The sequence below is a fragment of the Cyanobium sp. ULC065 genome (assembly GCF_977927515.1).
This window is the reverse complement of record NZ_OZ376393.1, coordinates 1,888,887-1,903,312: the sequence shown is the minus strand read 5'-3', so window position 1 is coordinate 1,903,312 and position 14,426 is coordinate 1,888,887. Positions and strand designations below refer to the sequence as shown.

12 protein-coding genes are annotated in these 14,426 nt (G+C 60.5%); 9 read left to right on the top strand and 3 right to left on the bottom strand.

All coding sequences use genetic code 11. The features are described from left to right. The first annotated feature begins 54 nt into the window (after positions 1-54). A complete protein-coding gene (locus ACXMDP_RS09375) occupies positions 55-2,199 on the top strand; it encodes an adenylate/guanylate cyclase domain-containing protein (RefSeq protein WP_259729324.1) in 2,145 nt (714 codons plus the stop codon). Next, a complete protein-coding gene (locus tag ACXMDP_RS09370; RefSeq protein WP_259729325.1) occupies positions 2,199-3,746 on the top strand; it encodes a mechanosensitive ion channel family protein in 1,548 nt (515 codons plus the stop codon). The genes ACXMDP_RS09375 and ACXMDP_RS09370 overlap by 1 nt, the downstream gene beginning before the upstream one ends. Positions 3,747-3,866: 120 nt before the next feature. On the opposite strand, the gene ACXMDP_RS09365 is transcribed toward ACXMDP_RS09370, so the two are convergent. Further along, entirely contained in the window at positions 3,867-4,220 is a 354-nt protein-coding gene (locus ACXMDP_RS09365; RefSeq protein ID WP_259729326.1) for a winged helix-turn-helix transcriptional regulator, read from the bottom strand. A 113-nt stretch (positions 4,221-4,333) separates the two neighbouring features. Here ACXMDP_RS09365 and ACXMDP_RS09360 point away from each other — a divergent pair, with 113 nt between their 5' ends. The 6 genes from ACXMDP_RS09360 to ACXMDP_RS09335 all read left to right on the top strand — a co-directional run bounded on the left by ACXMDP_RS09360 (position 4,334) and on the right by ACXMDP_RS09335 (position 12,623). Continuing rightward, entirely contained in the window at positions 4,334-5,068 is a 735-nt protein-coding gene (locus ACXMDP_RS09360) for a glucose 1-dehydrogenase (RefSeq protein WP_259729327.1), read from the top strand. Between the two features lie 22 nt (positions 5,069-5,090). After that, positions 5,091-5,531 (top strand): antibiotic biosynthesis monooxygenase family protein, encoded by a 441-nt coding sequence (locus ACXMDP_RS09355; RefSeq protein WP_259729328.1) that lies wholly within the window; start codon positions 5,091-5,093, stop codon positions 5,529-5,531. 971 nt (positions 5,532-6,502) lie between these two features. Continuing rightward, positions 6,503-6,718, top strand: a complete 216-nt coding sequence (locus ACXMDP_RS09350; protein WP_259729329.1) for a hypothetical protein — start codon at positions 6,503-6,505, stop codon at positions 6,716-6,718. 404 nt (positions 6,719-7,122) lie between these two features. Beyond that, positions 7,123-9,204, top strand: coding sequence for a glycogen debranching protein GlgX (gene glgX, locus ACXMDP_RS09345; RefSeq protein ID WP_259729330.1), 2,082 nt, complete (start codon positions 7,123-7,125; stop codon positions 9,202-9,204). A gap of 85 nt (positions 9,205-9,289) precedes the next feature. Further along, the gene (locus ACXMDP_RS09340) at positions 9,290-11,242 is read left to right on the top strand and encodes a pyruvate kinase (protein ID WP_259729331.1); all 1,953 of its coding nucleotides are present in this window, start codon (positions 9,290-9,292) and stop codon (positions 11,240-11,242) included. Between the two features lie 319 nt (positions 11,243-11,561). After that, positions 11,562-12,623 carry an endonuclease/exonuclease/phosphatase family protein gene (locus ACXMDP_RS09335; protein WP_259729332.1) on the top strand — a complete coding sequence of 354 codons (1,062 nt, stop codon included), beginning with the start codon at positions 11,562-11,564 and terminating at the stop codon, positions 12,621-12,623. Positions 12,624-13,074: 451 nt separating this feature from the next. Here the strand turns inward: ACXMDP_RS09335 and ACXMDP_RS09330 are convergent, their stop codons facing one another. Further along, a complete protein-coding gene (locus tag ACXMDP_RS09330; protein ID WP_259729333.1) occupies positions 13,075-13,338 on the bottom strand; it encodes a hypothetical protein in 264 nt (87 codons plus the stop codon). Between the two features lie 192 nt (positions 13,339-13,530). Between ACXMDP_RS09330 and ACXMDP_RS09325 the strand changes: the two genes are divergently transcribed. Continuing rightward, positions 13,531-13,806, top strand: coding sequence for a hypothetical protein (locus ACXMDP_RS09325; RefSeq protein ID WP_259729334.1), 276 nt, complete (start codon positions 13,531-13,533; stop codon positions 13,804-13,806). Between the two features lie 83 nt (positions 13,807-13,889). On the opposite strand, the gene dcd is transcribed toward ACXMDP_RS09325, so the two are convergent. Beyond that, positions 13,890-14,414, bottom strand: coding sequence for a dCTP deaminase (dcd, locus tag ACXMDP_RS09320; protein WP_259729335.1), 525 nt, complete (start codon positions 14,412-14,414; stop codon positions 13,890-13,892). Positions 14,415-14,426 lie beyond the last annotated feature (12 nt).

Below are 14,426 nucleotides of genomic sequence, written 5' to 3'. Positions count from 1 at the left end.
ATACGGTTTCGAAAGCGTCTTCACTGATAGCCTTCTTTTGAGCTCGCTGAATCAATGCCTTTGCTGAGTCATTTGAGCATCAAGTCAAAGCTGATCTTGATGCTGCTCGCAGTGAGCGGCCTTTCAATCTTTGTCACAGCCGTCCTTGGCTATCGGAGCGGCAAAGAGAATCTCACCAACCGGGTATCCAATCAACTGACCAGTGTGCGGGCCTCTAAAGCACACCAGATTGAGTCCTACTTTCAAACCATTCGCAATCACACTCAGACCCTCAGTGAGAATCCATCGGTAATCTCTGCAGTGCAAGAGTTTACATCCGCTCACAAGCAGCTGAACAAGACTTCATTGTCCAAAGAAGCAGATAGGAAGTTGTCAGAATACTACGCTCAAATCTTTTTGCCGCGTCTAATGCAGGGGCGCTCAGGAACACCTATCCTCCACTCCTATTTGCCCAAGCCGCCAGCTTCGCAATATCTTCAGTTTCAGTATATCGCAGCCAATCCTAATCCTGTTGGCAAGAAACAACTTCTCAACAGAGCTCCTGACGACAGCGCATATTCGAGGGTGCACGCCACATACCATCCGATCTTCCGGAATACAATCGAACGATTTGGCTATTATGACATGTTCTTGATCGACCCCGAAGGAACAATTGTCTATACCGTATTCAAGGAAACTGATTATGCAACTAATCTGTTGAGTGGACCATATAAAAGCACAAATCTGGCAAATCTTGTACGCACAGTAATGGATGCGAAGGAGCGGAATTACACCAGGCTTGTGGACTTTGCTCCCTATCCTCCGTCTTATGACGCGCCCGCTGCCTTCATCGCAGCGCCTATCTATCGAGGATCAGAGTTGGTTGGAATCCTGGCCTTCCAGATGCCGGTGAATGAGATCAACAATGTGATGACTGGTAATCGCAACTGGAAGGAAGATGGTCTCGGTAACTCCGGCGAAACCTACTTGGTTGGTAACGACCAGCTGATGCGGTCAACGTCCCGGTTTCTGATCGAAGATCCAAAGGCTTTCTTTGCCAGTCTTCGTTCGCTGAATATCAAGGAAGATATCATCAGAAGGATTAAACAGTTTGATACCACAATTCTTCAGTTGCTTGTCAAGACTCAAGCTGTCAACCAGGCCCTAACAGGAAAGCAGGGCACCGAGATTATCAAGGACTATCGAAATATCTCCGTTCTTAGTTCCTTTTCCCCATTAAAGATCAAGGATCTAGATTGGGTCATCCTTGCCGAGATTGATCTTAGCGAGGCCTATGAGCCGATCCACTCTTTTCAGCGCCAGGTACTCATTTCGGCAACACTCTTGATCCTCCTCACCACTGTAGTGGCGATGGGTCTTGCACACTTTTTCGTGAAGCCGATCAATGCTCTGATCAGCAGTGCTCGCAAGGTGGCCACTGGCGAGCTGGAGTCGATCCCAACCCTTGAAACTGGAGATGAATTTGGTGAACTCGGTCGTTCGTTTAATTCGATGCTGCATAGCTTGCGTTCCCAACGAGAACTGGTGGAACAAAAGAGCCAGGAAAATGAAAGCCTTCTTTTGAGTGTGTTCCCGGCAGCCATTGCACGGCGTCTGCAGCGTGGTGAGAAGCAAATAGCCGAAGACATTTCAAATGTTGCGGTGTTGTACATGCAAGTGACAGGATTTTCTGAGCTTGCTGCCACCCTCAGTGCTTTTGAGTCGGTTGCAATTCTCAATGATCTGGTTGCATCGTTTGATGATATCGCTCTCAGTCATGGTATCGAAAAGATCAAAACGATTGGTGATCGCTATCTGGCTGTCTGTGGATTATCCGCCCCGTATCTCGACCATGATAGACGAGCGGTCGACTGTTGCATCGAGATGTTTGGTGTCATCCGTAGATTCAATCTAGAGCGTGGCTTTGATCTTAACTTAAAAGTTGGCATCGATTCTGGCGACATCGCGGTTGGCATCGTTGGCAAGAGCAAGGTTGTCTATGACGTCTGGGGCAAAACGATGAATCTCGCCGTCGAGCTGAAGGATGCATGCACACCAGGTTCAATTCTCGTGTCGCAGACTGTCCACCATCGCCTCGAAGACCTTTATCCTTTCGAACAACTCGACAAGGTTCCAGATCATGAGCCGATCACTCTGAAAGCGTGGACCATCAAGGGTACTTTGATGTCTGTGGAAACAACTTCACGCGAGCAATCCTGATGATCTCGAGCTCCTTCATTCTTTGGGTGGGGATACTGGCAGTTGGCTTTCCGCTGTTGTCTGTCCTGCTTGGTGAAGCGATCCATCGGCTGCGGCGACATGGAGAAGGCTTGGCTGAAACCTTGCGACTGCTTCGCAACCTGATCATTCCCATCTTCATTGGGCTGTTATTCTTGCAGCATGTTCTTGGCCTTAGTACCAGCACTCGCATCTTCAAGACTGGAGAGACAATTCTTTGGATCTGCATGATTCATGCAGCTCTTTCTCTGCTCAACCTTGCTCTTTTCGAGAAAGCAGAAGCCGATACATGGAGATCAAGAGTTCCCAAGCTGTTGGTTGATCTTGCACGCCTTTTTCTGATTCTTCTTGGCACAGCCTTCGTTCTGGCCACTGTTTGGGATGCCGATTTGGCCGGGCTGGTCACTGCGTTGGGTGTGAGCTCGATCGTTATCGGTCTGGCGCTTCAAGACACCCTCGGAAGCGTGATGTCCGGCATCGCCCTTCTGTTTGAACGACCTTTCTCCGTAGGTGACTGGCTTGAGGTGAATGGGGTGGTGGGTCAGGTGATTGACATCAACTGGCGGGCCGTTCGTCTGCTGACACTCGAACACGAAATGGTTGTGATCCCTCATAAGCTGATCAGCAGTGAAATGATCCGCAACTTTACGCAACCGACCCCAATCCACGCCGAGAGAATCAAGCTGGGATTTTCTTATAATGATCCACCTAATCTTGCTCGGCAAGTGCTGAAGAGCACGGCACTGGAGACAAAGGGAGTCTTGGCGGATCCAGAACCCAATGTGTTTACTCTCGACTACTCCGATTCGGCTGTAACTTATGAGGTAAAGTTCTTCATTCGAGATTATGGTGACATTGAGAATATTCGTGAACGCTTCATGACCAGGGTGTGGTATGCCGCCAAGCGCAACAATCTTTCGATTCCCTTTCCGATTCGCACTCTTTACCACTTCAATGGCCCAACTTCTCAGCAGAAGGGAATTTCCAAGAAGTTCGCAGAGAGCTTGCAGGCTCTGCCAGCCTATGTGCCGCTGAACAAGGAACAGGAATTGATGCAGGCTCCTTCCTTGGGTATCTCTCTTCAGCATTTTGCCGCCGGCGAAAAAGTGGTGCGGCAAGGCCATGCTGGGAATGCCCTTTACATCATTGTGTCGGGCCAGGCGGTGATGTCCACAACTGATGGTCATCAGCAGGATCGAGAGGTCCTCTCCTTGCGATCCGGAGAGTTCTTCGGTGAGATGGCCTTGTTCTCCGGTGACCCGAGTTCCGTTACCGTCACGGCCCTTTATGACCTTGAAGTGATGAAGATATCAGGTCACGTCGTCAATCAAATGATCGAACGTCAGCCCAGCTTCGCCCGTGAAATCGGGCACATTCTTGAGATCCGACGTCGCGCCGTCCAGGAGGCATCCCAGCTTCTGGACAATGGGAGCCCACAGGGAAAGGCCAGGTCGCCAGGCCTGAAGCCAGAGGAATCGTTCGGCGACCCCATTGGCTCATGGAGGGCAGATCTACCCCATGGAAGCTGAGCCAGCCCGTTGATCAGGCCGAATGCAGCCAGTTTGGTGGCGCCCTCCTCAGTGGCCATCTCCCTGAACCTTGCCGCCTGCCTGCAGGTTGTGGAGGCGCGTGGCAGCCAATCTGAGGGATCATTCAGAGCGGTCCTGGCGCTGCAGGTGCTGCTCTCCCCAGGCACAGAGTGCCTGAATCAGTGGTATCAGGCTGCGGCCGTAGGTGCTGAAGCGATAACTCACTTGCGGCGGTTTTGCAGGCATCACCTCCCGCTCCACCAACCCGCCGCGTTCCAGGTTGCGCAGGTGCTGGGTCAGCACCTTGTCGCTGATCTCCGGGATCGCGCGGCGAAGATCTCCATAGCGCTGAGGGTTCTCCCGCAGCTGCCAGAGAATCGGCAAGGTCCACTTGCCCTGCAGAACCTTGAGGGCAGCTTTCACGAAGGTGGTGCCTTCGGTGGGATCAGTCCCCGTCGGCAGAGTTGCGCTCATTCCAGCTGGCAGCCTGGCCCGGCAACGCACCTGAAGGTAAGTCCTTCCTTTCCATGGCGGGTCGCCATAGGTTGCCGATCGATCCCCACCGTCCTAGAGGCACCACACCGGCGATGACCCGATTGCAAGGCAAGGTGGCCCTGGTCACGGGCGGATCCCGCGGCATCGGCCGGGCCATCGCTGAGCGGCTGGGGCGTGATGGAGCCGATGTGGTGCTCACCTACGCCGGCAATCGCGAGAAGGCAGAGGCCGTGGCGGCCGCGATTCAAGCCGGTGGGGTGCGGGCTCTGGCACTCCAATCCGACCTCAGCCATGTGAGCCAGACCCGGGCCCTGTTCGCCGCCGTGCTCGAGCACTTCGGCCACATCGACATCGTCGTCAACAACGTCGGGGTATCCGTGTTCAAACCCACGACGGAGATCGAGGAAGAGGACTATGACCGGGTGATGGGCACCAATGCCCGCGGCACGTTCTTTGCCCTGCAGGAGGCGGCCCGCCACGTGGCCGACGGTGGCCGGATCATCAATCTGGCCAGCGGTGCCACCCGCCAGGCCCTGCCCGCCGCCGGTGTCTACGCCGCCAGCAAGGCGGCGGTGGAGCAGTTCGGCATGGCCCTCTCCAAGGAGCTCGGCCCCCGTGGCATCACCGTCAATCAGATCGGCCCCGGGGTCACCGACACAGACGGCCTGGTGATGCCAGCCGATGCACTGGCCCATCTGATCGCTGCCACTCCCTTGGGTCGCCTCGGTCAACCCGCCGATCTGGCGGATGTGGTGGCTTTCCTCGCCTCCGATGACGCCCGCTGGGTGAACGGCCAGACGCTTCAGGTGAATGGCGGCATTCTCTGAACCTTCCCCCTGCACCACACCCATGAGCGAGTCCCCAACCAGCTCCGTCAACGGCTTTCCTGTCAACGCGATCCGTGTCGGTGATGGCATCGTGCTGATCAACGTGTTTCATCTGGATCCAGATCAGGCCGAGGCCTTCGTGGCCACCCAGGTGAGCGAATACAAGCGCCTGCAAGGCGTCTTCCCGGGCAGCCTCAGCGCCAACCTGCACCTCAGCCTCGATCGCAGCCGCGCCGTCAACTACGCCCACTTCAGCTCCGTCGAGGCCTATCTGGCCATGCGGTCCAGCCCTGCCTTTGCGCAGCATCTGGAGCGGCTCAAGGGACTGGTTCTTAAGGCCGAGCCCCAGCTCTACACCGTGGCCTACACCCAGAACGCCGACCAAGCCGTTTCCGATGCCCCCCTGCCGCCCCTCGTGGATCCCTCCCAGGCGCCGCGGCTCAGCCCGGTGACGCCTCAGTGAAACAGCCTGCGGGCTCCACCTTCCTGCCTGCTTGATCAGCCCAGCGGCTGGCAAACGCCCAGGCCTCCCCGATCGAATCGACGTGCTCATCGCGCACGCGGTGGGGTTGACCTTGTGGATCGACCAAATGAAACGACGGGCTAACGGCTGCTGCTCATCGGCAAGGAGGGGGCCATCCGTTAAAGAGCTCAGCTTGATGGGGGAGACCGATGTGGACGGTGATCACCATGGGGGGTGCAGGGACTCCAGCCCGCCTTGCGCTTCTCTTCTCAGGGCTTGAGGGTCTCAGCCCGGCTGATCTCCCGGCGGTTCTTGAGCAGCGGCACCGGCTGGGCTGGAAGCAACTCCCCGCTGGCGGGCCATGGCTTTGGTCCACCCCTGGCAGCGGCGGGTGAGCAGCGGGGTGCAGTTCACACCAGCGTGGTGCCGGAAGACGTGGCAGGTGAGGCAAAGCTTGCTGCTGCGTCTGGCCACCAGCACCTCCTCATCCAGATAGAGCCACTCCTCGCAGCCGCCATCGTCTGTCGCTGAGCCGGGAGCCAGCCGGGCGCCGCGGAAGTGGGGCGGGGAAGCAGCAACGACGACCCCATCACAGAGAACACCAGTACTACCAGAAGTAATATGGATCTGACCGGCTCGGGCGCGACCTCAGCTGGAGCCCCAGGTGACAACGATGCGCTGAAAGCGGGCTGATAGGCCTGGCGCCCAGACCTGCACCCGTGGCCAAGCAAGCGCCACACCTGGAAGCCTGCCGCAGGACACGATCAACGCCGACCCGGATCGGCAGCAGCCATGTACGAACGCGGCCCAGGTCAGCACCGCTGGGGAGTGTCCCCGCCAAGGCCTCGTGAGAAGCACCCGAAGGCTGCGCTGGCCTGCTCGGTTCGGCAAGGGCTGACGCGAGGCGCTTCGCGCCCCCTGCCTTCCCTGCGCGGGCCGCGCTGAGCGGTCGGGTTCCTCACCTCAAGGCCATGGCCACAACCTCTGCCCCCAGCTGCGAAATCCGCCGCGTCATCGTCCACTTCCATCCCGATGGCCTCAAGGGCGGCGCCCATCCCTGCGAGCAGTGCTTCTTCGGGAAGCGAGGCAAGCCCGTAACGAAAATCCGCTTCGTGCCGATAGAAAAGGCCTTCACGATCGCCCGCAAGCTGCAGGCCATCCGGGTCTGCACTGTCTCAGTGATCTGAAGCCCCAAAGGGGCGAGCCCCAGGGGGCCTTCGGCTCCATTTTCCGACGGCTCTGGGCGAAACCAGCTGGGGAGGCGGCGGCCCTCCCCGCGCAGGGCTGAGGGGTCCTTCGCCTGGTGCATCCATGGCAACCATCACGATCCACGACTCCACGATGCGCGGCATCAGCTGGAGGGCCGAGGTGAGCCAGCCGGTCAGCCCATCGGTGGCAACCGTCTGGAGATCACCAGATCGAAGGGCAGAGCCAGAGAGACAGGGTGCCAACGCATGGATCGTCATGGATGGGGGGCCAGCCCGGCGGTCTGTTGTATGCAGTTTGATCCCAACCCCAGCTGGTGCCGGCCATGGAGGGGATGGACCTGGGAGAGGATGAATCACCAAGTCACCGCAGGTCGGCTCAGGCCATGGGGGCATGCACGACCTGGAACGGCAGCAGCGCCCATCTCGGTGCCCTTGTCACGGCTGAGGGGGTGAACTTCTGCATCTATTCCAAGTACGCCTCCAGGGTCGAACTGCTCCTGTTCGATCGGGAGGACGCTGCGGAGCCCAGCTGTGTTGTTGAGCTCGATCCGGTGCATCAGCGCACCTACCACTACTGGCATTGCCTGGTGGCGGGCCTGGGTCCCGGCCAGATCTACGGCTACCGGGTGCACGGCCCCTGGCGGCCCGATCAGGGTCTGCGCTTCGACGGGCGAAACCTACTGCTGGATCCCTACAGCCTGGCAGTGGTGACGCCACCGGGCTACGAGCGCCAGGCCGGACGCTCCAGCGGCGATGGTCTGGCCACGGCGATGAAGAGCGTCGTGGCCGATCCCACGCTCTACGACTGGGAGGGCGACACTCCCCTCCGCCGTCCCCGCCGGGAAACGGTGGTGTACGAGCTGCATGTTCGCGGCTTCACCTGCCACCCCAGCTCCGGGGTGGCGCCGGAGCGCGCGGGTACCTACTCCGGCTTGATCGAGAAGATCCCCTATCTCCAGGACCTGGGCATCACTGCGGTGGAGCTGCTGCCGGTGTTTCAGTTCGATCGGCTCGATGCCCCCGAGGGCAGAACGAATTACTGGGGCTATTCACCGATTTCCCTGTTCGCCCCCCACCCCGGCTACAGCTCCCGGACCGACCTGCTCGGACCCATCGATGAGTTCCGCGATCTGGTCAAGGCTCTGCACCGCGCCGGCATTGAGGTGATCCTCGATGTGGTCTACAACCACACCGCCGAGGGTGATCACCGCGGGCCCAGCTTCTGTTTTCGCGGCCTGGCCAACGAGGCCTACTACCTACTCGAGGCGGATCGAAGCCGCTATGCCAACTACAGCGGCACCGGCAACACCTTCAACGCCAACCACCCGATCGTGCGGCGGCTGATCCGCCACAGCCTGCGCCACTGGGTGAAGCACATGCACGTGGATGGCTTCCGCTTCGATCTTGCCTCCGTGCTGGCCCGCGACGAGGACGGCAAACCCACCCCCCTCCCTCCTGTGCTCTGGGACATCGAGACCGACCCCCTGCTGGCTGGTACCAAGCTGATCGCCGAGGCCTGGGATGCGGCCGGGCTGTATCAGGTGGGCAGCTTCATCGGCGACAGCTGGCAGGAATGGAACGGCCACTTCCGCGATGACATCCGCCGCTTCCTCAAGGGTGATGCCGGCCAGGTGCCGAAAGCGGCGCTGCGCCTGCTGGGCAGCCCAGACATCTATGGCCATGAGGAACGGGAGGCGGAGCAGAGCGTGAATTTCATTACCTGCCACGACGGCTTCACCCTGGCCGATCTGGTGGCTTACAACGACAAGCACAACCTCGCCAACGGCGAGGAGAACCGCGACGGTGCCGACGACAACGCCAGTTGGAACTGCGGCAGCGAAGGTCCGAGCAGCGACCCCCTGGTGCTGGCACTGCGCCAGAAGCAGATCCGCAACGCCCTGACCCTGTTGCTGCTGGCGGTCGGTACGCCGATGCTCTCCATGGGTGACGAGGTGTGCCGCAGCCAGCAGGGGAACAACAACCCCTACGGACAGGACAACGAAATCAGCTGGTTCGACTGGACCCTGCTCGATCGACACCCGAACATCCACCGCTTCGTGAAGGAGTTGATCGCCCACCGGATGCGGCGCGACATCGTGGTCAATCAGCGGCAGGTGAGCCTCAATGATCTGTTGAAGGAGAGCCAGATCGAATGGCATGGGGTGTCCCTCCACGAACCCGACTGGGGCGAATCCTCCCGGTCGCTGGCAGTAAGGATCACCAGTTACGACGGCAGCTTCCGGCTGCACGTCATCGCCAATGCCTACTGGGAGGCTCTGGATTTCGCCCTGCCGGCAGCCGATGGGGGCAGCACCCCCTGGCGACGCTGGATCGACACCTCCCTGCCCTCACCTGAGGACATCAGTGCATGGAACATCGCGCCACCGGTCACCAGCACCCACTACCGGGTCGCGGCCCGCTCGGTGGTGGTGCTGTTCGTGCAGCTCGCCGGGTCCTGGTTGTGAATGGCCCAACAGTGGCTCCTGGATACAGACTGGGGGTCAGCGAATCCAACCTTCACGGCCCGACCTCACGGTGTAGGCCAGGCCCATGGTGAGCCCAGCAGCACCAGATCCCAACCAGGCTCCCGGCGCTGACGGCGCTGGGGAGGAGAACCCGTGCCTCGAGAGAATCACGGGGCAGTTGATCGATCTCTGCCGATCGATGCAAAGCATGGAGATCAGCGATGGGCTCGCTCTTGAGGCAGTCGCAGCTGACAACCGGGTCAGCGCCTGTAACCTGCTGCACTACGTGGCCCTGCGGCAACACGACATCCGCCAGCTCCAGGACCAACTGGCAAGCCAGGGCTTGTCCTCCCTCGGGCGCTGCGAATCCAGCGTGATGGACAGTGTTCAGAAGGTGTTGGAGATCCTCCGGTCTCGATCCAGGCCAGAGGTGCCGTCGCATCCCCTGCCAGCCGTTCCTCTCAACCATGGCTCCGGACAGGACCTGATTGCGCGAAATTGCGTGCGGCTGCTCGGCGCTCGCAGCTGCACAGCGGACTGCACGATCATGGTGACCTTGCCCATGGAAGCGGCAGAAGACGACGAACTGATCGAGCACCTGCTGAGGGCGGGGATGACCATCGCCCGTATCAACTGTGCCCACGATGGTCAAGCGGACTGGCTTCGGATGATCCACCAGCTTCGGCGGGCCGTCACCAGCACGGGCCGCCCCTGTCGAATCGCCATGGATCTGGCAGGTCCGAAACTCCGCACCGGCCCGATTCAGGCGGGTCCGCAGGTGATGCGCTGCAAACCAAGGCGCGACAGCCTGGGGAGGTTGCTGTCACCGGCTCGAATCCTGCTGTCCCCACATCTGGAGCCCACGACCCCCATGGCCGGAGTTGATGCCGTGGCGCCGATCACGGGTGATGGCTGGACCCGGCTCGAAGCCGGTGATCGCCTCGAGATGATCGATGCCTCAGGCCGGCACAGACAGCTTCGTGTGGAACGCCGATCAGCGGAGGGGATCTGGGCGACCACGACCCAGAGCTGCCACTTCACGCCAGGGTTGAAATTGGTGATGAGCGCTCGCTCCGGAGGCGGCAGCGATCGACACGAGGCGAATCGGTGCACAGTCACTATCGGAAGGATCCCTGCCCTGGAGGGCAGCCTGCTGCTGCACAAGGGTGATCAACTCCGAATCGTGGCGCTGCCGGAACTTGGCCGGCCTGCGGGTAACGGTGGGGAGGGAAAGCAACACCGTCACGCAGTCATCAGTTGCACATTGGCAGAGGTCTTCGCCGATGTGAACTGCGGCGATCGGATCTTCTTCGATGACGGCAAGATCGGCGGCCTGGTTACCGGGACACAGCCCACTGAACTGCTGGTGGAAATCACTGCAGCCAAGCAAAAGGGCTCGCGGTTGCGGGCGGACAAAGGCATCAACCTTCCCGACAGCCCACTGACCATCCCTGCGCTGACGGCCAGGGACATCGCTGATCTGGAGTTCATCGTCCAACACGCCGACATTCTCAACTTTTCCTTCGTGCATAGCAGCACTGATCTTCAGGCCCTTCAGGACCAGCTCACCAGGCTGGGCCACGCCGATCTGGCCGTGATCCTCAAGATCGAAACAAGGCAGGCCTTCGATGACCTGCCATCACTGTTGCTTGCCGCGATGCGCTCTCCAGCTCCACTGGGTGTGATGATCGCCCGCGGTGATCTGGCCATCGAGTGCGGCTGGGAGCGCCTGGCGGAGATTCAGGAAGAGATCCTGCGCCTCTGCGAAGCTGCCCATCTCCCCTGTATCTGGGCCACGCAGGTGCTGGAGGAACTGGCGCACGGTGGCATGCCCACCAGGGCAGAGATCTCCGATGCCGCGATGGGGGCAAGGGCGGAGGGCGTGATGCTGAACAAGGGGCCGAACATCACGGCCACGGTGCGGATGCTGCACGAAATCGTGATGCGGATGCAGTCGCATCAGCACAAGAACAGTTCTACGTTCCGCCGCTTGGAACTGGCAGCCCATCATCAGTCTTATGCATCCTCTGTGACATGACCCCTGGGCCACCCGGCGGGCCTTCCGCCGGGTTTGAGCCGTCATGACTACTTGATGGGTACTTGATGGAGACGGACACAAGACAGCACGGGCAGCAGGGCTGACGGTCTCGCCGCACCAGCGGCCCCACGCTCCAACCGCTCACTCCCGCTCGGGGCATCAAGGAGAAGCCTGGCGGGTCTTTACTCAACATCAATCACGTTGCCGTGGGACAGACCACGCCTGACCTCACCAGTCCAGGCGGCTTGAACATCTTCATACCTCAGATTTAACCTGCCGTTGCTAAATCCAAGGGACGACTCAACCGATCAGGAGCACCATGACGGCCTTCAAAGTGATGAACTGGAACGTGGAGAACCTGTTCCTTCCTGATCCCTCGAAGCCGGAGTCCCAGCAGGCTTTCCAGGACAAGCTCGCCAAGCTCGCAGCCGTGATCGACGAAGAGCAGCCTGATCTGCTGGCTCTCCAGGAGATCGGTCCGAACGGCGCCCTGGCGGCTCTGCAGCAGGCCCTGAGCCATTCGATGCCCCATGCGGCGGAAGGAGACCCAGAAGCCGGCGGAGAACCCAAACGTGCCATCCGCGTAGCGATCCTCTCCACCCGCCCTCTGAGCGGTATCCGGTCGATCAGCTCGTTTCCGGATCTGATCCGTCCGGTGCAGCAGAAGGATCCGGTCTTCGACAAGCCGGGCACCGCCGCGGATGAATCGCTGCTCGCTGCCATGGGCCGCAGCGCCCTGGAGGTGGTGGTGGAGGTAGGCGGTACGGAGGTGACCGTTATCACCGCCCATTTCAAATCAAAGCTGATCAGCTATCCCAGGCCCAAGGGCAACTTCAGCCCGAAGGATGAGGACGAGCGCTACCGCTATGCGGCCTACGCGCTCTACCGCCGCACCGGGGAGGCGTTGACGATCCGCGACCGGATCAATGCGATCCTCTCCTCCGGTGCCGGAGAGCCCGATCCCGATGACGGGCTGGGGCGTGAGAAGGCCGTGGTGTTCTGCGGGGACCTCAACGACCAGCCCGATGCCGCCACCACCCAGATCATTCAAGGTCCGACGGGCTCGGAGCTTGAGACCGCTGGGTTCCGCACTGGCGACAAGGGAGACGGCTATCGGATGTGGAATCTGGCTCCGCGCCTCAACGTCACACCGGATGGCAAGCCACCCGCAGAGCCTCCCTACACCCGGGTGTTCAAGGGCCGTGGCGAATTAATTGATCACATCTTTGCCAGCCACCGGCTCGTGAACCCCGACAACATCCCAGACGCCCGCACCGTTCTGGCAACGTCCAAGCTGCCATCGGTGAATGAGGTTCCCACCGAGCGAAAATCCGACCCGGCATCCGATCATGCCGCCGTGGTGGCGACCTTCATGATCTGATCACTCCACTTCACACCTGGCATGAACTGAGCTGAACCCATGGAACGTTGCCGGAGACTCAGAGCTTTTGGAATGGCTCTGTTCATGAGTTAGCGCGAGTGTGCTCAAGGTGGTTTGGCTTGTTGACCGCCTTGCGAAGCAAGTCCTGTCCATTGGATGAGCAGTACGCGCGAGTTTCTGGTGGTTGGGGTTCAATCACCCCCCTCTATTTTCTATGAATTGACTGATCATGAAATTGTGCCGCATGCCGCGCGGTTGGGTGTCAATGCGGTAAAGCATTGGGGTGACATTGGTTGATGAACGCCCTTGCTCCGCCGCTCGATCTGGCTGCGGATAACGTTCCAGCTCCAGAGTTGCGATCTGGACATCCTGTTGAGGCACACAGGCGACGCACTGATAGTGGCTGGGGGGTGAGATTACCCAAGGCCATACCAGCGGCCACGGCGTCGCGCTAGGGGTCAGGCTTCCGCAACCGCATGGCGCCCAGCACCGCCAGGGCCACGAGGGAAAAAGCGGCCAGCCACAGCAACAGCATCACCGCGAGGGAGGCGAGACAGTCAAGCGGGGTCTTGATGGCGCAGTAGAGCAGGACCCAGAGCGTGAGCGGCACCAACACCACCAGGGACGCCACTGCACCGGCCAGGGCCACCACGAACAGCAGGACGCTCAGCAGGCGCCGGAACTTGGCGCGACGGTGGCGTTTGTCGCTGGTCATCGCCCCAGCGCAACGCAAGCGGCGGAGGCCACCCGTGCGGTGGGGATCGCCTGGTGGGGGAGGGTCACGGCGAGCAAAGCAACGGAGGTGCGGCGGACACGGCCCATCCTTGCGGCGATGCTGCGGTTGTTGGTTGTGCTGGTAGCCGCAAGGCCATCAGACTCCTGGATGATGCCCTTGGATCCTCGCGCCATGAAGACGTCACGCTGCGCGCTGGCCGCCAGGCTCCTGGCCCTGCCGCTGCTCACACTGCCGCTGCTGATCCCCGGGACGGCGGAGGCACAGAAGCGGATCCCCAAGCTTCCGGGCTACGACCAGTGCCCGCTGGGGTATGTGAATGACCTCAAGCAGCACTGCAATTCACCCATCTATTACGAAGTGAGGCCCACTTATGGCAAGCCCTGCGAATCGGGCTGGATGAACATCGGGGCCGGTTACTGCAAGAAGAAAACTCTGGGCATTTTCTGACTGTCGCTGCCGCAGCCCTCAGTCGCGCAGATCAGAGGCAGAGCCGGCAGCACCCCCGTACCGCACCAGGAACGACCCGGCTCTCAGAAGGAGTCCTCCGTCTGGCCAGCGAAGCCGCCGGCATAGATCTCGCACCCCTCCAGCTTCTGGAACACGAACTGGCAGACCGCGGTGCCGGGAATCACGGCCAGCGGAGCGGGGCCGAAGTTGCTCATCTCCAGCACCTGCTGGCTGTCGATCCCCGGCCCCATGAAGGGGGCGCTGATGTGCACCATCAGGCCCAGCCGCGCAAATCGGCTGCGACCCTCCAGCCAGCCGCACAGCCCTGGCCCCAGGCGCAGCCGCTCCTGGGTGATGCCCAGCACCGTTTCGCCCGGCATGATCAGGATGTGCTCGTCCTGGGGCACCTTGATCTTCTCGGTGAGCTGCCGGTAGTCGGTGTGCTCGCGCACCTCGATCACCTCGTGCACCTTGCGGAACACGCGAAAGGTGCCGGCGAGGGTGAGGTCGAGAGAGGCGGGGCCCAGCCGCTCGGGAACGAACGGCGTGACCCCGATCGCGCCCGCTTCGATGGCCTGCAGGATCGCCTCTCTGCCGAGAACGGCCATGTTTTTCGCTGG